Below are 19,734 nucleotides of genomic sequence, written 5' to 3' on the forward strand. Positions count from 1 at the left end.
CGATCTAGAAAAGGAAGTAGCGCTGGGCCATGGGCAGCACGTCGGAAGGCTCGCAGGTGACCTCTTCGCCGTCGACCGTCACTTTGTACGTTTCGGGATCGACGGCGATGTCGGGCGTCTCGCCGTTGAACTTTAGGTCCGCTTTGCTCAGGTTCCGGATGCCGGACACCGGCCGGATGACCCGTTCCAGCCCAAGCTCTTCCGGGACACCGGCGTCGATGGCCGCCTTGGACAGGAAGGTGATGGAGGACTGCTGCAACGCCTTGCCGTGGGCGGCGAACATCGGGCGCATGGTGCGTGGCTGCGGGGTGGGGATGGAACCGTTGGAGTCGCCCATGAGTGCGTAGGCGATCTGACCGCCTTTGAGGACCAGTTCCGGCTTCACACCGAAGAAGGCCGGATTCCAGAGGACGAGGTCGGCGAATTTGCCCACTTCCACCGAGCCGATGGAGTCCGCCATGCCCTGCGCGATCGCCGGGTTGATGGTGTATTTGGAGATGTAGCGCTTGATCCGGAAGTTGTCGCTGTCCTCGCCCAAGCCGTTTGCAGCACCGTGGCTTGCGCCGGACGGGTCCTTGAGGACACCCCGCTGCCGTTTCATGGCATCGGCCACTTGCCACGTGCGGATGACGACTTCACCCACGCGGCCCATGGCCTGGGAATCCGAGGAGGTCATGGAGAAGATGCCCAGGTCCTGGAGCACGTCTTCGGCGGCGATGGTTTCGGCCCGGATGCGGGAATCGGCGAACGCCACGTCTTCCGGGATGTCCGGGTTGAGGTGGTGGCACACCATGAGCATGTCCAGGTGCTCTTCGATGGTGTTCCGCGTGTACGGGAGCGTCGGGTTGGTGGATGCCGGGAGCACATTGGGCAATCCGGCGATCTTGATGATGTCCGGAGCGTGCCCGCCGCCGGCGCCTTCGGTGTGGAAGGTGTGGATCACGCGGCCGTCGATGGCCTTGATGGTGTCCTCCACGAATCCGCACTCGTTGAGCGTGTCCGTGTGGATGGCTACCTGCACGTCGTATTCATCGGCAACGCGCAGGGACATGTCGATCGACGACGTCGTGGCGCCCCAGTCCTCGTGGACTTTGAGGCCCACCGCGCCTGCGCGGATCTGTTCGGCAAGCGGCTCGATGGCGGACGCGTGGCCTTTGCCGAGGAGGCCGATGTTGATCGGCAGCCCTTCCGCGGCTTGCAGCATCCGTGAAATGTGCCATTTGCCGGGAGTGATGGTGGTGGCCTTGGTACCTTCGGCCGGTCCCGTGCCACCGCCCACCATAGTGGTGATCCCGCTGCACAGAGCCGTGGGGACTTGGTCCGGGGAAATGTAGTGGATGTGGGTGTCCACCCCGCCTGCGGTGAGGATCTTGCCCTCTCCCGCGATCATCTCGGTGCTGGCCCCGATCACGATGTCCACGCCGTCGGCGATCTGGGGGTTGCCGGCCTTGCCGATCTTGAAGATGTGGCCGTCTTTGAGCGCCACATCGGCCTTGTAGATTCCTGTGTAGTCGAGGACCACGACGTTCGAAATGACGGTGTCCGGGACGTCAAACGTCTGGTCCGATGCCGCGTTCCATTCAGGTCGGCGGCCGTCGCGGGTCACTTGGCCGTTCTGCCCCATGCCGTCGCGGACCACTTTGCCGCCGCCGAACATGACCTCTTCGCCGTAGACCGTGCAGTCCTTCTCGATCTCGAGGAAAAGTTCGGTGTCCGCCAAGCGGATGGAGTCGCCCGTCGTCGGGCCGTAAAGGTCTGCGTACTGCTTGCGCGAAATTTCAAAGCTCACTGGGCTGTCCTTCCTTGCTGGCTCCGGGCCCTTCGGTGCCGGCGGCAGCGCCGCCGTCGTTCTTTCCTGCGTCCGCGTCAAGGGGACCGTTGACGGCGTTCCGCAGGCCGTAGACTTCGCGGCTGCCCGCAAGCGCAACGAGTTTGACGGTCTTGGAATCGCCCGGCTCGAAGCGTGCGGCGGTTCCGGCGGGGATGTCGAGGCGGCGGCCGTAGGCTGCTTCGCGGTCAAAATCGAGGGCCGGATTCGCCTCCGCAAAGTGGTAGTGGGAACCCACCTGAACCGGGCGGTCGCCACGGTTGACGACGTCGACGGCGATTGCCTCGCGTCCGCTGTTGCAAGCGATGGGCTCTGCTTGGAGACGGTACTCACCGGGGATCATGTTGGCCTCCTAGCGGATCGGGTCGTGGACGGTGACGAGCTTGGTGCCGTCAGGGAATGTGGCCTCAATCTGGACGTCATGGATCATCTCAGGCACGCCCTCCATCACATCCTCACGGCGAAGCAGGGTGGTCCCGTAGCTCATGAGTTCAGCGACGGTTTTCCCGTCACGTGCGCCCTCAATCAATTCGTAGCTGATGATCGCCACGGCTTCGGGGAAGTTGAGCTTCAGGCCGCGGGATTGCCGACGGCGGGCGAGGTCGGCCGCGACCACGATCATGAGCTTTTCCTGCTCACGGGGCAAAAGATGCATCGGTTCTCCTTAAAGTTGCGTGCTGCAGAAGCGGACATCAGACCACTCGAGGCTCAGAAAAGCCGAGGACGTCGGGGCAGCTACTACGGTTATAACGCCAAACATCAGACATATCCAGTTCGACCCTTCACTGCCCCTCCCGAACGAATTGTGACCAGCCTAAAGCCTTGAGATTTCCGCAAGGTTTCCGTGCTCTTGCGGCATCAAGCCTTCCTCGCGCGGTGTTTCCTGACCTGCCAAACCACCAGAATCGCCACCACAATGACTGCCACCACAGCCGCGGCACCCCGGCCCACTACGCGCGCCACTTCTTCGTACGAATTTCCGGCCACAAAGCCGAGGGTCACGAACAACGATCCCCAGATAATGCCGCCGCTGAAATTCCAAAACGCGAAGCGCCGGTAAGGCATGCGGCTGAGTCCCGCGAGCGCGGGCATGACGGCACGAAAGAAAGCCGTAAACCGACCCAGAAGCACCGCGACGCCTCCTTTGTCTTTGAGGAAGTCTTCGGCCTTCTGCAATTGGGCGCGTCTTTTGTCCAGGATTTTCAAGGCCATCACCCGTGGGCCGAAGTGCTTGCCTATTTCATAGCCCACGGTGTCTCCCGTGATCGCGGCAGTCACCACAATGGCGATCATGGCCCACAATTCGAACAGCCCGCGGCTCGCAATCACCCCGCCGACCACCGCCGCCGTTTCACCAGGAATCACAAAGCCCACAAAGATTGCATCCTCAGCGAACACGAGGGCGAACACGATGCACGCGATCACGAGCGGGCTGGTGTTCAGGAGTCCGTCCAAAAGCGCTTGCATGAAGACAGTCTGGCAGTTGAAGGCCTCCTTGGGCAGGAGGCGTCAGATCCGGCCGCCGTTGCTCGTTCCGTGTTGGCCCGTCGAGAATGGTGAGTGTGAATGACACCTTCGCTGATGTGACCTCCCGCGTGTGGCATGCAATCGGCGCCGATGATGCGGATTGGCCAGCCACTCAGCTAACGACGACCGGGCCAAGGGCGGTCCTCCCGGCCGCTTTCGACGTGACAGGACTTGCGACGGGGGCGGTTGCCGCCGCAACGGTGACCGCAGCGCAGTTTCTTGCAGCTCTCCGCCAGTCAGGGCAGCCGGCGGTGACGGTAGACAGTCGGGAGTCGTGCGCCGCGTTCGCGTCCGAGAGGCTGTTCACCCCGATCGGCTGGACCCGGCCACCGCTGTGGGACCCCATCGCCGGCAACTATCGTGCGTCGGACGCCTGGATCAGGCTGCACACCAACTACGCCAGCCACCGCGCCGCCGTCGAGCGGGTGCTGGGCGCCCATGACCGCGAAGCTGTTCAGGCCGCGGTGGCCGGGTTGCATGCCGAGGAATTGGAGACGGCGATCGTGGAAGCGGGCGGATGCGCCGCTGTCATGCACAACCGCGGCCAGTGGCTCGCCTCGCCTGCGGGGGCGGCGACCGCGGACGCGCTGCCGCTGACCGTCGTCGAGCGCCGCTCACCCGGCGCCCGCACGCCGAACGCCATCGGGCAACTACCCTTCGACGGGGTGCGAGTGCTCGACTTAACCCGGGTGATCGCAGGACCGGTGTGCACCAAATTCCTTGCCGGCTACGGTGCCGACGTCCTGCGGATCGATCCCCCAGGCTTTGACGAGGTGCCGTCACTACTGCCTGAGACCACGCTCGGCAAACGTACCGCCGCTTTGGATCTCACTGCCTCAAGCGACCGCGCGATGTTCGAGGAACTGCTCGCGGGTGCCGATGTGATCGTGTCGGGACTGCGAGGCGACGCCCTGAAACGCTTGGGCTACGACGACGATGCCCTGATCGCGGTGAACCCCGACCTGATCATCGCCAGCCTGGACGCCTACGGCTGGGATGGCCCTTGGCGCAATCGCCGCGGGTTCGACAGCCTGGTCCAGATGAGCTGCGGGATCGCTGACGACGGAGCCACCGCGACTGGCCAAGCGGAGCCGACCCCGCTTCCCGTTCAGGCTCTCGACCACGCGACCGGCTGGCTATTGGCCGCCGCCGTCGCCCGGGCCCTGACCCGGCGCCTCACCCATTCGGTAGCGGCCCGTATCCAGGGCTCACTCATCGGCACGGCCAACCTGTTGTACTCGCTGACCCCGCCAAACGGCCACTTATCCGCAGCTGCACCGAAAGACTTCACTCTCGTGGAAACCACCACTGACTGGGGGCCGGCGCGACATGTGCCTCTTCCAGGGCGAATCGACGGCGTCGCCGCGCACTGGTCGCAGCAAGCCGGACCGCTCGGCCGTCACCCAGCGATGTGGGCCACGCACAAGTAAACCCCCGGAACCGCACGGTTCCGGGGGTTTTTGGGTGGGCCCTGTGGGGATCGAACCCACGACCCACGGATTAAAAGTCCGATGCTCTACCAACTGAGCTAAAGGCCCCTGCCGACTGTAGAAACAGCCATAAATACTGTACCTCAAGCTCAAGGCCGTTTTGACACGCGCAGCACCCGCGCCGTCGTGACCTCTTTTGGCGCAAACTCGAAGAGAAGCCGGCTCCAGCAGCGTTCTCCCCGCTTTTGAACCAAAGCCCGACGACGACGCGCGGCCACATCGGCGTGTCGGGGCGCTCGCGGATCCAAACATGGGGAGGATGCGACAAGCGCCAGTCAAGAGTGCACGAGCGAAAACACAGGAGTAGCGTTGGGGCATGAGCGAACAATCGGGACCTCCTGTTTACGGCGGAGCAAATAGGCACCACAAGCCGAAACCCTTCGCGCCGGTTGACTTCGAGCCGTTTGCCGGCGGAGCGGACCCCGCGCGTGTGTCCGAGGCCGCGCACCTTGCCGCCCAGGCCCTCGTCCGGCGAGGCCGCGATAGCGATGATCCCAAGATCACCAGGCGCCTCGTGAAGCTCGCTGACGAGCAAGGCCTGGAGGCTATCGCCGAAATGTGGGCCGAGAGCCCCGCCAGGTCCTTGCCCGGCGCCTTGTGGCGGCTCTATGCATTGCGCGCGGCCACCATGCAGGACTCCGAGCGCATCTCCGTGTACTTCAAGGCCGGCCGGGACACCGCCCAGGTTTCCCACGTTGTGGCGGGAGCCGCCGAGCCGCCGGGCGCCGATGAAATGAAGCAGATGGCGGACGCTATCCTTTCGGGAGCGTTCGACGGCGATTTCGACGTCGCGCTGGAACGCTCGGCCGCGTTTTGCCGCGTCGTCGCGCTCGGCCAAGCCACCCTGGCCGACAGCGCAGAGCATTCCAACGAAGGCCACGCCAGCAAGCTGACCCGGAACTCCCACCAGCTCGTGAAAACCGCGGAAGATCTTGAGCACGCGGCCAATGCGTGGCGCCTCGGAGAGCTGGATTGACGTGAAATATAAGGGCGGGGGGCAGTCACAACCACCTCGGGCGCCAGCTGTCAATGTTGACTTAGCTCGGACGACGTAGAAAACTGAAACTGGTGTCGAACCGCGAAACCCCCGGGCTTCAACTTATAGCCGCTTCGAGCGGCCTACCGCCGAGAGGCGTATCCGGTTCGGCACCATTTTTATGCCCTTCGGCGAAGACGCCGCCCCACCCCCATCCCTCCCGCCTACCGGAAGCCAAATGAAGCTGCGTCTGTTCCCCCAAGAACCCGCCGGTCTGCAATTGTTGTCGCAAATGGCCCGCCAGATTCTTGAGGCAACCGGGACGCTTTCTGAGATCTTCGGAGCCCCTGTCGCGGAGCACGAACGGCTTGTGGAAGAGATGCACGAACATGAGGCCAAATCCACGGATCTGCATTTCGCCCTCTTGACCCACATGCGGACGAGTTTCGTGAACCCGCTCCCCCGCGAGGACATGTACGCCCTCTCCCGTTTCCTCAACGAGGCGATGGAAAAGCTGGATGCCGCGGGTGAGCTCGTAGCCCTCTACAAACTGGACAGGGTGCCCAAGCGCGCGGCGGACCAGTTGGAGATCATCAGCCGCCAAGCGGAACTCACGGTTGATGCCATGCGTCAGCTGGACGATCTGGACGAGCTCGAGGATTACTGGATCGAGGTCCTGCGGCTGGCCAAGCGCGCGGAGCGCAGCCACCGGACCTGGGTGGCCGAGATGCTCCGCGACATGAAGTCCACCCAGTTTTCGAGGAACCGCGACGTAGCCAACCAGCTAGTTGAGGTCACCAAGGACATGCGCCGTGTCGCGACCCAGGTAGGCAGCATCATCGTCAAGGAAGCATGAGGTGGCGGTCGCGTTCTTCGCCCTTGTGGTGGTGCTGGCGGCTGGTTTCGCATTCGTGAATGGCTTCCGCGACGTCTCCACCGCCGTCGCGCTCTCCGTGCGGACCCGTGCCCTCACTCCGTCAGTTGCCGTCGTGTTGGCGGCTGTCTTCAACTTTGCCGGCGTGCTGCTCAGTGGCGGTTTCGCGCTGGTTTTCAGCCAGTCATGGGTGGTTCTCCCTTCGGGAATGAGCGGGCTGACTGTGCTCGCCGCGGGGCTGTGCAGCGCCATCCTTTGGGGAATCTACGCCTGGTGGCGCGGTGTGCCGCTCTCGTCAACCCATGCCTTGGTGGGAGGCCTGGTGGGCGCCGGAGCTGCAAGCGCAGTGATGGGAGGCAGCTCCATCAACAGAGTAGACGGCATTCTGCTGGTGCAAGTGGTCCTGCCGTTGCTACTGTCCCCCGTGATTGCCTTCCTCGGCGCCTATCTTCTCGTGTGGCCGGTCACGTGGGCAGCGCGCTACACCCAGCCCGATGTCGTACATGGCCGCTTCCGCCATGCCCAGTCTGTCTCGGCCGCTGCCGTTGCGTTCGGCCATGGCCTGCAGGACGGGCAGAGATCCGTAGCGGTGATCCTGTTGGGCGCCGTGGCGGCCGGGGTGTCCGACTCCAATGACCTCCCGTTCTGGGTCATCCTACTGGTGGCTGTCATGCTCACGGCGGGAACGCTTTGTGGTGGCTGGCGCATCTCGTACACCTTGGGTTACAAGCTGACGCGGATAGACCCGATGCGGGGATTTATCGCCCAGAGCCTGACCTCGCTGATGTTGTTCGTCGGCGCCATCGGCTTCCATTTGCCCCTTTCCACCACCCACACCGTGACGTCGGCAGTGCTCGGCGCGGGAACCAACCAGAATTTCTCCGTCACGAACCGTCGGATGGTGCTGCGGATCCTGGGGTTCTGGGTCGCGACGCCGATCGTCACCGCCGCCGTGGCGTTCGTCCTTGGGCTGGCGCTCTCGCCCTTATCCCGCTGAGTTCAGCAGTTCCTCCAGGCACGCAAAAGCCCGACGCCGGCAGTCACCTGGAAAGGCGACCGTCGCCTTCGGGCTTTTCGCAGTGGGCCCACGCCGGCGAGGGCCCCGGCCTGAGCTTGCGAAGGCTGGGAGCCGGTGGGGACTTACCCGAACCTGCCGGAGACGTAGTCTTCCGTGGCCTTCTGGGACGGGTTGTTGAAGATGGTGGTGGTGTCCGCGAACTCGATGAGCTTGCCCGGCTTCCCGGTGCCGGCGATGTTGAAGAACGCGGTCTTGTCGGAAACGCGTGCGGCCTGCTGCATGTTGTGGGTCACGATCACCACGGTGTACTCGTCCTTGAGCTCATTGATGAGGTCTTCGACGGCCAAAGTGGAGATGGGGTCCAGCGCGGAGCAGGGCTCGTCCATGAGGATGACCTGCGGTTCCACAGCGATGGCACGGGCAATGCAGAGCCGCTGCTGCTGGCCGCCGGAGAGTCCGGAGCCCGGCTTCTCGAGGCGGTCCTTGACCTCGTTCCACAGGTTGGCGCCGCGCAGGGACTTCTCCACGAGCGCGTCGGCCGCACCCTTGCTGATTCTCCTGTTGTTCAGCTTCACGCCGGCCAGCACGTTGTCGCGGATGGACATGGTGGGGAACGGGTTGGGCCGCTGGAAGACCATGCCAACCTGGGTGCGGACCGTCACGGGGTCCACGCCGGGTCCGTAGAGGTTGTCGCCGTCGAGCAGGACTTCGCCTTCAACGCGTGCACCGGGCAGCACTTCGTGCATGCGGTTCAGCGTGCGCAGGAAGGTGGACTTGCCGCAACCGGACGGGCCGATGAATGCCGTGACCGATTTGGCTTCAATGTTGATGTTGACGCCTTCAACGGCGAGGAAGCTGCCGTAGTAGACGTTCAGATCCTTGACGTCGATCCGCTTAGACATGGTGTTCCTTCGGTGCTGTGGTTGGAAGTTTGCTGGTGGCCTTGTGGCTCAACGGCCGGCCTTGGGGGCGAAGATCCGGGCGATCAGCCTGGCGCCGAGGTTCAGGAGCATCACCAGGATGATCAGGACCAGCGCGGCACCCCATGCCCGCTGGCTCGACGGGTCCGGGTTGGACGGCGAGGTCGGGTTCAGGATCTGCGTGTAGATGAACGTCGGCAGCGAAGCCATCCAGCCGCCGAACACGTTGTTGTTGATGGTGGTCGCGAAACCGGCGGTGACCAGGATCGGAGCCGTCTCGCCAATCACACGGGCGATCGCCAAGGTGACGCCGGACGCGATACCGGAAATCGCGGTCGGGATGACCACCTTGATGATGGTGCGCCACTTGCGGACACCCAGCGCGTAAGCCGCCTCACGGAGCTCGTTCGGGACGATCTTGAGCATTTCCTCGCTGGAGCGAACCACCACCGGGATCATCAGGACTGAAAGCGCGACGGCGGCAACCGCACCGGTCTTGGTGCCCGGGCCGACCACGGCGAAGAAGAAGGCTGCGGAAAAAAGACCTGCCACGATCGACGGGATGCCGGTCATGACGTCGACGAAGAACGTGATGGCACGGGCGAGGGCCCGGTCGTTGCCGTATTCCACCAGGTAGATTGCGGTCAGCAGGCCAACCGGAACCGAGATGACAGTGGCAAGCAAGGTGATCTGCACGGTGCCCAGGAGCGCGTGGTAGATGCCGCCGAGGACCTTCGTGCCTTCATCGACGCTCTTGTTGTCGAGGGAACCCGTGACGCCGTTCATGGAAGTCGTCAGGAAGCCGGGGGTGATGATGCCCGGGATGCCGTTCACGAGGACGGTCCAGATCACCGAAATCAGGGGCAGCAGCGCCACAAGGAAAGAGCCGACGATCAGGCACGTGGCAAGCTTGTCGCTCGCCTTGCGGCCGCCTTCGACGGCGGCGCTCCAGCCGACCAGGCCGATCGCGAAGAGGATGGCGGAGACGAGGCCCCAGCCGAAGGCGTTGAAGCCGATCAGTGCAAGGATCGCTGCGCCGAGCACCAGGGCAACGGCCAGGACGACGTACGGCGCGAAAGCGGGCAACTGGCCCTTGGTCAGTGCGGAGCGTTTGCGCGCCACGGGGGCTGTGACAGTCATTAGTTGGCTCCCGAGAATTCTTTGTGCCTGGAGATGATCCAGCGTGCAATCATGTTGACACCCAGGGTGATGACGAACAATACCAAGCCGGCCGCGATCAACGTGCTGACCTTGAGTCCGCTGGCTTCAGGGAAGTTCAAGGCGATTTCCGCGGCGATGGTCTGGTTGCCGGTCTGGATCAGGCTTGCGGTCAGGACGCCGGAGGACAGGACCAGCGCGACGGCCATGGTCTCGCCAAGTGCGCGGCCGAGGCCCAGCATGATGGCGCTCACGATACCCGGGCGACCGAACGGCAAGACAGCCATCTTGATCATTTCCCAGCGGGTCGCGCCGAGGGCCAGGGCGGCTTCCTCGTGGAGCTTCGGGGTCTGCAGGAAGATTTCACGCGACAGGGAAGTGATGATCGGCAAAACCATGACGGAGAGGACGATGCTCGCGGTCAGGATGGTCTTGCCGGTAGCGGAGGCCGGGCCTTGGAAAATCGGCAACCAGCCCATGTTGGTGGCGAGCCAGCCGTAGGCGGGCGAAATCTGGGGGGCAAGGAATGCCGCGCCCCATGCGCCGTAGACCACAGAAGGAATGGCAGCGAGGAGGTCCACCACGTAGCCAAGGCCCGAGGCGAGCCTGCGGGGCGCGTAGTGCGAGATGAACAGGGCGACGCCGATGGCTACGGGAGTAGCGATCACAAGCGCGATGGCGGCGGCAATCAGGGTTCCCACCACGATCGGCCCAATGTAGGCGAAGAAGCCGTGGCCGCCCTGGATGTCCGCGGGTGGGGCCACAAGCGCCGGAATGGCCTGGACTACAAGGAAAAGTGCGACGCCGAAGAGAACCACGAGGATCAGGCATCCCGCGGCCAGGGTGGCTCCGGAGAAGACCTTGTCCCCAGCGCGTCCGGCACCTTGGGAAGTGGTCAAGGAGTTGGTGGTCACTTCACGATCCTTCAGATTCACTCAAAAATGGCCAAGTTCCCCGCCCCGACCGGTGATGTTTCACCAGCGCGGGACGGGGAACCTCGATATCCAGGGTAGTGGCGCCGCGGTCCGCAGCACCACTACTCCATTGTGGTCCTTAGGCCTTGGCCTTGATGGAGTCAAGAGCGGCCTTTGCCTTGTCCTGCAGCGCCTTGGAGAGCGGAGCGGACTTGGCGGAGCCGGCAGCAGCCTGCTGGCCGGCGTCGGAGACTACGTAGCTCTCGAATGCCTTGACCAGGTCAGCGGTTGCCTGCTTGTCGTAGGTGGTGCAGACGACGTGGTAGGAAACCAGGACTACCGGGTAGGCCGAGGAATCCGTGGTGGTGCGGTCGAGCTTGATGGAAAGGTCGCCGGTCGGGCGGCCGGCAACGGCCTTGCCCAGTTCAACAGCCTTCGCAGCAGCGGCCGGGGAGATCTTGACGAAGTCCGAGCCAACCTTGATCTCTGCGGTGCCGAGCTTGCCGGAGACTGCGGAGTCGTCAGCGTAGGTCACGGCACCCGGGGTGTCGGTGACGGTCTTGACGACGCCGGAGGTGCCCTTGGCGTTCTCGCCCTTCAAGGATGCAGGCCACAGGCCAGCAGCCTTGTCGGTCCAGACCGAGGGAGCAGCAGATGCCAGGTAGTCCGTGAAGTTCTGGGTGGTGCCGGAGTCGTCAGAGCGGTTGACCGGGGTGACCTTGAGGTCCGGAAGCGTGACGCCTGCGTTCAGGGCGGCGATTGCCGGGTCGTTCCAGTTGGTGATCTGGCCGCGGAAGATCTTCGCAACGGTGTCGGCGTCGAACTTCAAGTCCTTGACGTTCGGAATGTTGAAGGCAACGGCGATCGGGGAGATGTAGACCGGGATGTTGATGGCACCGTCGGTGCCGCACTTGGTCTTGGAGCTGGCCAGCTCGGCGTCAGTCAGGTAGGCGTCAGAGCCTGCGAACTGTGCGGAGCCGTCGAGGATGGCCTTACGGCCCGCGCCCGAGCCGTCCGGGGAGTACTGGACCGTGGCACCCGGGTTCGCGGAAGCGAAGTTGGTCTTCCAAGCGTCCATTGCGGCGCCCTGCGCCGAGGAACCGATACCGGTCAGGGTGCCGGTGACCTTGACGGCTGCGGCGCTCGGGGTGGCTGCCGGTGTGGCGCCAGTTGCGTTGTCTGAACCACAAGCGGTCAGCGCAAGGGCGCCGACTGCGAGGACCGCGATTGCCGCGTTGCGGCCGAAGCGAGTTGCCTTCACTGGGATGTACCCCTTCCAGGGATTCTCTGATGCGTGCCGAGGGAGAAAGTCGGCATACGAAAGATTTGCGTACGTGTTTGTACCTTTATTGACGGTAGGAGCCACAGGTAACGGGATCGGCGGTCCAAAGTGAACAGAAGGTGAACGACTGTGGACCATTGGCTTACAAGTGCAGCGTCGCACTTGCGCTTGGCGTGTCATGAGGGATTAAGTGACGCCCCTCACTTTACGGTTCCCTCAGTGAGCCCCACTCCGTCAGCCGCTGCTGAATAGACTTGAACCATGACCGCCCCCCAAGGACTTTCAGCAAGCAAGAAATTCCTGCGGGCGCGGCTGCGCACCGGCTTCATCCGCAGCCGGAACTCGTTGGTTCCGGCCGTCCAGATGACCGTGTGCGCCGTAGGCGCCTACGCGTTCGCTGAATATATCCTGGGGCACTCGGGACCCCTTTTCGCCGCGACCTCGTCACTGATCGCGCTCGGCTTCTCGCGGGATCCACGGCTTCGCCGGGTTGTGGAAGTCGGGTTTGGCTGCACCCTCGGGATCGTCGTCGGTGATCTGCTCCTCCACTGGCTGGGTTCGGGGATCTGGCAGGCCGCCGTCGTCCTTCTTTTCTCCATCCTGTTGGCACGTTTCCTGGACGGTGGCTCCATTTTCACCACCCAACTCGGCCTGCAGTCGCTGCTCGTGGTCTTGCTGCCCGCGCCGGCCGGGGGGCCTTTCACCCGGAGCATCGACGCCGTCGTGGGCGGGGTTTTCGCGCTCCTCGTCACCATGCTGGTTCCCAAGGACCCGCGCCGGGAGCCGCGCCAGGACGTCCGCAAGCTCCTGCACGAACTCTCGGAGGTCCTCCGTGAGTGTGCCGACGCATTGATCAACAGCGACTCGACCCAGGCCTGGCACGCCCTCATCCGGGGACGGAATTGCCAGCCCCTCGTGGACCGGATGCGCCAATCCCTCAAAGCGTCCGGTGAGGTGGCCACGCTCGCCCCGGCGTACCGTCGGCACCGCGACGAGCTGACCATGCTGGAGGAATCGCTGGATTCCATCGACCTCGCCCTTCGCAACGGACGGGTGTTCGCGCGGAGGCTCACGAGCGCCATCAACCATGCAGCATTGACGGACGAGGCGACGGACAGCATTTCGGAGGTTCTGCAGGACACTTCTGCCGCCGTCGAGGAGCTGTCGCTCGGGCTCGCGGAAGTGCACGACGGCGCCCGCCGCGCCCACCTGCGCGGTGCGCGGCAGGACTTGGCCGACATTGCCACCCGGCTGCACCCCAAAATGCTGCACGTCGAGAAGCTCGAGGGCGAAACAGTCGTGATGCTCTTCCGCCCGCTCATGGTGGATCTACTCGAAGCCGCGGGTATGGACCCCCGGGAAGCCCGCGACGTGCTTCCTCCCTTGCAGTGAGTCGCACCTGACTGTCCTACCCCTCCACTAGCCTTGTACGCATGGCTTCCAAGACCTCACGCACGTCCAAGACACCCGCGTACAAATGTGCCGAATGCGGGTGGACCACGGTCAAGTGGGTGGGCCGCTGCGGTGAGTGCCAGGCGTGGGGCACCGTGGAGGAAACCGGAGCCACCGTAGCGCGTACGACGGCGGCAACAACAGTTTTGGAACCGGCCCGCCGGATTGCCGAGGTAGACGGGACCACGGCCGCTTTCCTGCCCACCGGCGTCGACGAACTGGACCGCGTCCTGGGCGGAGGGCTGGTTCCCGGCGCGGTGATCCTGCTCGCCGGGGAACCCGGCGTCGGGAAATCCACCCTTCTGCTGGATGTCGCTGCGAAGTTCGCCCGGACGGGCCAGGACGTCTTGTACGTCACGGGCGAGGAGTCTGCGGCCCAGGTCAAACTCCGCGCGGAGCGCATTGACGCGGTCGCGCATACCCTCTATCTGTCGGCGGAAACGGACCTCGGGCAGGCGCTGGGGCAAGTGGAGAAGCTCGAGCCGAAGCTGCTGATTGTGGACTCGGTACAGACCCTCAGCAGCGCCGATGTCGAAGGCAGCGCGGGCGGCGTGTCTCAGGTCCGGGAAGTCGCGGCATCGATCATCGCCGCCGCGAAGCGCCGCAACATGACCACCCTTCTGGTCGGCCACGTGACGAAGGACGGCTCCATTGCCGGTCCGCGTCTCCTGGAACACTTGGTGGACGTTGTGTGCCAGTTCGAAGGCGAGCGCCATTCGCGCTTGCGCTTGTTGAGAGCGGTCAAGAACCGCTACGGGGCCACGGACGATGTCGGCTGTTTCGACCTGAATGAAACCGGCATCGAAGGCCTCGCCGATCCGAGCGGGCTTTTTGTATCGCGGACACGGGAGCCGGTGTCCGGCACCTGCATCACCGTGACCATGGAAGGCCGGCGTCCGCTGCTGGCCGAGGTGCAGTCGCTCCTCGCCGAAAGTACCAGCTCACAGCCGCGCAGGGCCACGAGCGGCCTGGACAGCTCGCGCGTCGCCATGCTCCTTGCCGTCCTCCAACAACGGGCCGGGTGCATCCTGCACAAGGACGACTCCTACGTGGCCACTGTCGGAGGGGTGAAATTGAGCGAACCGGCCACCGACCTGGCGGTGGCGCTTGCCGTGGCCTCAGCGAAGGCGCGCAAGGCACTGCCTCAGAGGCTCATTGCCTTCGGCGAGGTTGGCCTGGCCGGCGAGGTCCGCCCCGTTCCCGGGATCAACCAGCGCATCCACGAGGCGCAGCGGCTTGGATTCACCCACGCCGTGGTGCCCGCGAGTCCCAACGGACCGGGACCTGTCCCGGAGGGGTTCTCGGTCCGCGAAGTGGCACACCTGGCCGAGGCCTTGGAGTTGCTGATCAGCTAGCAGCCGGGTTGGCCTCGGAGTGTCGGGCCGTGGTGGGACTCGTCTTCGGCGCACTCCTCGCGGGACAGGACCTCGGCTCCCTGCTCCCCTGGGTCAACTTCGTGGTCCACTACCTCATGCCGGTTGTCATGGTGGCCGATTGGCTGTTCCAGCCTCCGCGCTCCAAGCTGACCATCAAGCACCTCTGGTACTGGCTGCTCTACCCGGTTGCCTACCTCGTCTACAGCCTGATCCGCGGCTCTTTCGTCAACTGGTACGCCTATTGGTTCATCGACCCCATGCGCGCAGGCGGTTGGGGCGGAGTGGCGGTTTTCGCAGTAGCGATCTCCGTAGGATTCCTCGTGGTGAGCCTCGCCATGCTCGCGCTGGGAAACAAGCTCGAACGCCAAGTGAGCTACTGACCACTCCCCCAAGCGCACGTCCCCCACCGGACATGCCCCCTGTTCGAACCAAGGATTGGACATAACAGCACTATGTCCAGCCCTCGACTGCTACAAGGGGCATGTCCAGCGGATTGCTTCGCCTTTGGAGGACTATTTCGCGGGGTTGTGCGTGCCGATCGGGACCAGCGTGAGCTTCGGGTGGTTCTTCTCGATCCGGCGCAGAGCCCAGACGTCGTTGAACAACGCGAGGTATTCGCCGTCGGACCTCAGCAGCACCTCAGCGCCCGGGACGTTGGCGAGCGCCGGCATGGCCTCCGCCGTCGAGATCCTTGCCATTGAGTACGGCAGGCGCTCCAAGCGCATCGGGGCGTTGAAGTCGTGGGCCATGCGGTCTTCCACTACTTCGAACTGCATGGGCCCGACGGCGGCGAGCACGGGTGCCTGGTCGCCTCGCACGTCGGAACGGAGCACCTGGATGACGCCCTCGTGCTCAAGCTGCTCAATGCCGCGGCGGAACTGCTTGAAGCGGCTGGGGTCCTGGGACCTGGCCACCTGGAAATGCTCGGGGGCAAAGAGCGGAATAGCGGGGAATTCCACGGGTTCGTCCAGGAACAGACTGTCCCCTACGCGGAGTGAGGACGCGTTGACCAGGCCAACGACGTCGCCCGGGTAGGCCTCGTCGATGACTTCCCGTTCGCGTCCGAACACCTGCTGGGCGTACTTGGTGGCGAAGGACTTCCCAGTGCGTGTCTGCGTGACCACCATTCCGCGCTCGAAGACCCCGGAGCACACACGGATGAACGCAACGTGGTCGCGGTGGGCCTTGTTCATGCCGGCCTGGACCTTGAAGACGAACCCCGCGAAGGGAGCGTCAACGGAACGGGGCTCGCCGTCGACGTCCGGGCGGGGTGCGGCCGGAGGCGCGAAGTCTACCAGGGCATCCAAGATCTCCTTGACGCCGAAGTTCAATGCCGCCGAGCTGAAGAGAATGGGTGTCGCCGTTCCGGCGTGGAAGCGCTCCACGTTGAACTCGAGGTTTGATTCGATCACGAGTCCGGCTTCGTCGACGGCGTCGCTCCAGTTGTTGCCCTGGGTTTCGGCTGCTTCTTCCGGAGTGAAGTACTCGGTGATGGCGATGTTGGCGCCGGCGTTGTTGCGCGCGAACCGTGCGAAGCGGTCATTGCGAAGGTCCCAGACTCCGCGGAAGTCGCCCGAAATGCCGACGGCCCACGTCAAGGGCATGGGCTGGAGTCCGGTGCGTTCCGTGATCTCATCAATCAGCGCGAGGGCGTCCAGGCCCGGGCGGTCCCATTTGTTGATGACCGTGATGATGGGCAGGTTCCGCTGCTTGCAGACCTCGAAGAGCTTCATGGTCTGCGTTTCCAGTCCCTTGGCGGCGTCCACAAGCATCACTGCGCAGTCGACGGCAGCCAGGACGCGGTAGGTATCCTCGGAGAAGTCGGCGTGGCCCGGGGTGTCCAGCAGGTTGATCACTGTGTCCCGGTAGGAGAACTGCAACGCCGCGGAGCTGATGGAAATACCGCGGTCCTTTTCCATCTGCATCCAATCGGAAACAGTTTCCTTGCGGTTGGCCTTGCCGCTCGACGCACCGGCGGTGCCGATGACCTTGGCGTGCAGGGCGAGGGCTTCCGTGAGCGTGGACTTGCCGGCGTCAGGGTGCGAAATGACCGCGAAAGTCCGACGCCGGGAGGCCTCATGGTGAATTTCCTGGACTCGGGCGGGGCTCAGGACTTCTTGGGACACGGTGCTACTTTCGCTGCGATCTGGGCGTTGCCCGCACTGGAACGACGGGCCAAACGTGGAATGGAGGCTGGATACGGGCCCCGTGCCGGCCGGGGGCCAACTCAGGGAGACGCACGATTTGCGCGCCAGCCAAGATATCAAGTTTATCGCAGCCCGGGACCCCGCCGGAGGCAGGGCCCCGGGGCCCCCGCTTAACAGGATCGAAACGAGGTGCACAAACCTCCGAAATCACTTGCCGATAGTTTGAATCAGTGGCGGACACTCCGGCCCTCGATTGGAGCCATCCGCCAGGAAACACCCGAGCAGCCGACGATGGCATGAAAGGAACTGGGCATCAATGAAACCAGGGAATGACTTGTTCTACGATCCCCTCGGCCCCTCCCCCGTTGCGAACTTCGCGGCGAACCCCGCGGCGAACCCTGCGGGGTTTACGGAAGCGAACTCCGCCGCGGCCAGGAGCTGGCCCCGGCAAGGACACCGCCCGGACGCAAGCGCAGGTGGAATCCACTCTCCTGCGAGGCAAACGCATCCGGACACCGGAAGGGCTGCCGCCCGGGAAGCCGCGCTGCAGAGTGTGCGACGCGACCTTGAGCGACTCGCGCGCCTTCGGACGGCTCCCTGAGGGTCCCGGGGACCGAGCTGAGGGCCCCGGGGACCGGGCTGAAAGTGGCGGTCTGGCGGCCGCCGTCGAACGCGTTTCGAAGCACTCGCCACATGACCTTCTTTGGGGCACTTTAAGGCTTGCCCGTGCGGTTGTTGCCGGTCTATACCTCTATCATTGAGCTTGCGGGAAACCTGGCATTTTGGTCCCGCCGACTCATTGCTGAAAACCGGCACAATTGCGGGCGCGCCTGCCTGCACCTTTGAAGGGAACACCTATGGCTCGGAGCCCCGAAGATTCGCTCAAGGCGACTCTGGGCAGGGTGGCCCCCGGAACACCGTTGCGGGACGGCTTGGAACGCATCCTCCGTGGGCGCACCGGCGCCCTGATTGTGCTGGGAACGGACCGGACCATCGAGTCCATCTGTTCCGGCGGCTTTGAAATCGGCATCGATTTCTCCCCGACCCGGCTGCGAGAGCTAGCGAAGATGGACGGTGCCATCATCTGCGACAAGGACGCCGGGAACATCCTTCGTGCCGCAGTGCAGCTTGTGCCGGACTCCAGCATCGAGACCCAGGAATCAGGAACGCGTCACAGGACGGCCGAGCGCGTGGCCATCCAGACCGGAGTTCCGGTGATTTCGGTCAGCCAGTCCATGCAGATCATCGCCCTCTACGTCAACGGACTGCGGCACGTGCTGGAGGGCTCAGAGAAGGTCCTCGCCCGCGCCAACCAGGCTCTCGCAACCCTCGAACGCTACAGCGCCCGCTTGGACCAGGTCACCAGTGCCCTGTCGGCCCTCGAAATCGAGGCCATGGTCACCGTCCGGGATGTGGCTGTCACCCTCCAGCGCCAGGAAATGGTCCGGCGTATCGCCGAGGAAATCGCACAGTATGTCCTGGAGCTGGGTGAGGACGGCAGGTTGCTCTCGCTGCAGTTGGAAGAGCTCACCACCGGCCGCGGCCCGGGCAGCGATGTGATCATCCGGGACTACGCCGGTGCCGACGCCTCGCCGGAGGACATCGACGGCGCGGTGCAGGCCCTTTTGGATCTTGGCCCGGCAGAGCTGATTGATCTGGGCAAGATCGCCGGGATCATCGGTTTCGCCGGTGGCATGGACGTGCTCGACGCCGGTGTGCAGCCGCGCGGATACCGTCTCTTGTCCGGGCTGAAGTCAGTTCCGAAAGCCGTGGCCGACCGCTTGGTGGAGCACTTCGGCGGACTCCAGTACCTTATGGCCGCCACTATCGACGATCTCATGACCGTGGACGGCATCGGCGACCAGCGCGCCCGGACCGTCCGCGAAGGGCTCAGCCGCATGGCCGAAGCCAGCCTGCTGGACCGGTTCCTCTAGCCAAGCTGGAAGACCGCTTTGGTGCTGGCCTTGTTTCCCAGTACAGCCTTGAAGGTGTATGTGCCGGTGGCAGGCTTGGCCGAAATTACACCACAGCCCTCCGTCGTCCGGTTACGCTGCCACGGGAAGTTGGCGACCTCGCTCTTGCCCGGATCGATCTGCTTGACGAGGTCATCGCCCTTCGCTTGGCAGTCCTTGGAGGAGAAAATCCGGTCCTCGCCGCTCATCACCAGGAACTCCATCTGGGACGTGCCGACGTTGACCTGGCACGGTGCCGCCCCGCCGTTGGTGATCTTCATGCTCAGCACGGGGTTCTGCCCGGCCGCATAGGCAGGCTGGTCCGTGGACGCCGTTACCGTCACCAGATTGAGGTCGCACACCGGCGTGGCCGTAGGCGTTGTGGTGGCCGCGATGGGATCCGTCGAAGGGGTCTGGCTCGCAGGAGCGGCTCCGACCGCTTGGGTCTGGGCTGCGCCGGGATCAGCCTTGCCTGCAAGGGAGGAACTCATAGCAACGACCCCGGCCACGAGCATCGCCAGGACCACCAGGAGGGCCCCGAAAACAACCAGCCTCCGACGCCGGTAGACGGCAGGGCTCGTCCGTCGCCTTTGGGGCCGGGTCCCATTCGTCGAACGGTTCGCGCCTGCGGTCCGGGCAGGGCTTTTTGCCGACGGCGACGTGCGCGCCCTCGGCGGTTGCTTGCCCTTGTTGACCATGCTTCTAGGCTAGGCAACGCAAGGCCGGGATGACGCCGCACCACGCCGCCCGGGCCTGATCGGAGCCAGTATGACCTACGTCATTCCCGGCTGGCTCCACTACAGTGGATGGCAGGAATCGG

The 19,734-nt window shown here is 64.2% G+C and carries 19 protein-coding genes and 1 tRNA gene; 9 read left to right on the forward strand and 11 right to left on the reverse strand.

The window, feature by feature from the left end; all coding sequences use genetic code 11:
* Window positions 1-4: 4 nt before the first annotated feature.
* The 4 genes from ureC to ABD742_RS21660 form a co-directional block, all read right to left on the reverse strand.
* Window positions 5-1,789, reverse strand: a complete 1,785-nt coding sequence (gene ureC / locus ABD742_RS21645; protein ID WP_234753928.1) for an urease subunit alpha — start codon at window positions 1,787-1,789, stop codon at window positions 5-7.
* The gene (locus tag ABD742_RS21650; RefSeq protein WP_234753927.1) at window positions 1,779-2,171 is read right to left on the reverse strand and encodes an urease subunit beta; all 393 of its coding nucleotides are present in this window, start codon (window positions 2,169-2,171) and stop codon (window positions 1,779-1,781) included. The genes ureC and ABD742_RS21650 overlap by 11 nt, the downstream gene beginning before the upstream one ends.
* A 9-nt stretch (window positions 2,172-2,180) precedes the next feature.
* A complete protein-coding gene (locus tag ABD742_RS21655) occupies window positions 2,181-2,483 on the reverse strand; it encodes an urease subunit gamma (protein WP_078106942.1) in 303 nt (100 codons plus the stop codon).
* A 203-nt stretch (window positions 2,484-2,686) separates the two neighbouring features.
* Entirely contained in the window at window positions 2,687-3,295 is a 609-nt protein-coding gene (locus ABD742_RS21660; RefSeq protein ID WP_234753926.1) for a DedA family protein, read from the reverse strand.
* A 95-nt stretch (window positions 3,296-3,390) separates the two neighbouring features.
* Between ABD742_RS21660 and ABD742_RS21665 the strand changes: the two genes are divergently transcribed.
* Window positions 3,391-4,785: a CoA transferase gene (locus ABD742_RS21665; protein ID WP_234753925.1), complete on the forward strand. Its 1,395-nt coding sequence runs from the start codon at window positions 3,391-3,393 to the stop codon at window positions 4,783-4,785.
* Between the two features lie 35 nt (window positions 4,786-4,820).
* Here the strand turns inward: ABD742_RS21665 and ABD742_RS21670 are convergent.
* Window positions 4,821-4,893: transfer RNA gene (locus ABD742_RS21670), tRNA-Lys, on the reverse strand.
* Window positions 4,894-5,161: 268 nt separating this feature from the next.
* Between ABD742_RS21670 and ABD742_RS21675 the strand changes: the two genes are divergently transcribed.
* The 3 genes from ABD742_RS21675 (at window position 5,162) to ABD742_RS21685 (ending at window position 7,692) form a co-directional block, all read left to right on the forward strand.
* On the forward strand, window positions 5,162-5,821 hold the full coding sequence (locus ABD742_RS21675) for a hypothetical protein (protein ID WP_234753924.1): 660 nt from the start codon (window positions 5,162-5,164) through the stop codon (window positions 5,819-5,821).
* 238 nt (window positions 5,822-6,059) lie between these two features.
* Window positions 6,060-6,677, forward strand: a complete 618-nt coding sequence (locus tag ABD742_RS21680; protein ID WP_234753923.1) for a DUF47 domain-containing protein — start codon at window positions 6,060-6,062, stop codon at window positions 6,675-6,677.
* 1 nt (window position 6,678) lies between these two features.
* Window positions 6,679-7,692 carry an inorganic phosphate transporter gene (locus ABD742_RS21685; RefSeq protein WP_234753922.1) on the forward strand — a complete coding sequence of 338 codons (1,014 nt, stop codon included), beginning with the start codon at window positions 6,679-6,681 and terminating at the stop codon, window positions 7,690-7,692.
* A gap of 143 nt (window positions 7,693-7,835) precedes the next feature.
* Here ABD742_RS21685 and pstB read toward each other — a convergent pair whose 3' ends face one another.
* The 4 genes from pstB to pstS form a co-directional block, all read right to left on the reverse strand.
* Complete coding sequence (gene pstB / locus ABD742_RS21690; protein WP_234753921.1) at window positions 7,836-8,615, reverse strand: phosphate ABC transporter ATP-binding protein PstB; 780 nt, start codon at window positions 8,613-8,615, stop codon at window positions 7,836-7,838.
* Window positions 8,616-8,663: 48 nt separating this feature from the next.
* Window positions 8,664-9,773 carry a phosphate ABC transporter permease PstA gene (pstA, locus tag ABD742_RS21695; RefSeq protein ID WP_234753920.1) on the reverse strand — a complete coding sequence of 370 codons (1,110 nt, stop codon included), beginning with the start codon at window positions 9,771-9,773 and terminating at the stop codon, window positions 8,664-8,666.
* Window positions 9,773-10,705: a phosphate ABC transporter permease subunit PstC gene (pstC, locus tag ABD742_RS21700; RefSeq protein WP_234753919.1), complete on the reverse strand. Its 933-nt coding sequence runs from the start codon at window positions 10,703-10,705 to the stop codon at window positions 9,773-9,775. Before pstC ends, pstA begins: the two co-directional genes overlap by 1 nt.
* A 139-nt stretch (window positions 10,706-10,844) precedes the next feature.
* Window positions 10,845-11,966 (reverse strand): phosphate ABC transporter substrate-binding protein PstS, encoded by a 1,122-nt coding sequence (pstS, locus tag ABD742_RS21705; RefSeq protein WP_234753918.1) that lies wholly within the window; start codon window positions 11,964-11,966, stop codon window positions 10,845-10,847.
* A gap of 282 nt (window positions 11,967-12,248) precedes the next feature.
* On the opposite strand from pstS, the gene ABD742_RS21710 reads away from it, so the two are divergent.
* Genes ABD742_RS21710 through ABD742_RS21720 form a run of 3 tightly spaced genes read left to right on the forward strand, consistent with a single transcriptional unit; the run spans window position 12,249 to window position 15,195 of the window.
* Window positions 12,249-13,379: an FUSC family protein gene (locus ABD742_RS21710; protein ID WP_234753917.1), complete on the forward strand. Its 1,131-nt coding sequence runs from the start codon at window positions 12,249-12,251 to the stop codon at window positions 13,377-13,379.
* A gap of 41 nt (window positions 13,380-13,420) precedes the next feature.
* Complete coding sequence (gene radA / locus ABD742_RS21715; protein ID WP_234753916.1) at window positions 13,421-14,794, forward strand: DNA repair protein RadA; 1,374 nt, start codon at window positions 13,421-13,423, stop codon at window positions 14,792-14,794.
* Between the two features lie 29 nt (window positions 14,795-14,823).
* Window positions 14,824-15,195, forward strand: coding sequence for a Pr6Pr family membrane protein (locus ABD742_RS21720; protein ID WP_234753915.1), 372 nt, complete (start codon window positions 14,824-14,826; stop codon window positions 15,193-15,195).
* A gap of 132 nt (window positions 15,196-15,327) precedes the next feature.
* Here ABD742_RS21720 and ABD742_RS21725 read toward each other — a convergent pair whose 3' ends face one another.
* Window positions 15,328-16,941, reverse strand: a complete 1,614-nt coding sequence (locus tag ABD742_RS21725) for a peptide chain release factor 3 (RefSeq protein ID WP_234753914.1) — start codon at window positions 16,939-16,941, stop codon at window positions 15,328-15,330.
* A 337-nt stretch (window positions 16,942-17,278) separates the two neighbouring features.
* Between ABD742_RS21725 and ABD742_RS21730 the strand changes: the two genes are divergently transcribed.
* Window positions 17,279-17,563 (forward strand): hypothetical protein, encoded by a 285-nt coding sequence (locus tag ABD742_RS21730; RefSeq protein ID WP_234753913.1) that lies wholly within the window; start codon window positions 17,279-17,281, stop codon window positions 17,561-17,563.
* A 256-nt stretch (window positions 17,564-17,819) separates the two neighbouring features.
* Window positions 17,820-18,896, forward strand: a complete 1,077-nt coding sequence (disA, locus tag ABD742_RS21735) for a DNA integrity scanning diadenylate cyclase DisA (protein ID WP_059388344.1) — start codon at window positions 17,820-17,822, stop codon at window positions 18,894-18,896.
* Here disA and ABD742_RS21740 read toward each other — a convergent pair.
* Window positions 18,893-19,612: a hypothetical protein gene (locus tag ABD742_RS21740; protein WP_234753912.1), complete on the reverse strand. Its 720-nt coding sequence runs from the start codon at window positions 19,610-19,612 to the stop codon at window positions 18,893-18,895. The genes disA and ABD742_RS21740 overlap by 4 nt on opposite strands.
* Window positions 19,613-19,734: the final 122 nt, after the last annotated feature.

It is taken from the genome of Arthrobacter ramosus, assembly GCF_039535095.1.
GTDB lineage: Bacteria > Actinomycetota > Actinomycetes > Actinomycetales > Micrococcaceae > Arthrobacter > Arthrobacter ramosus.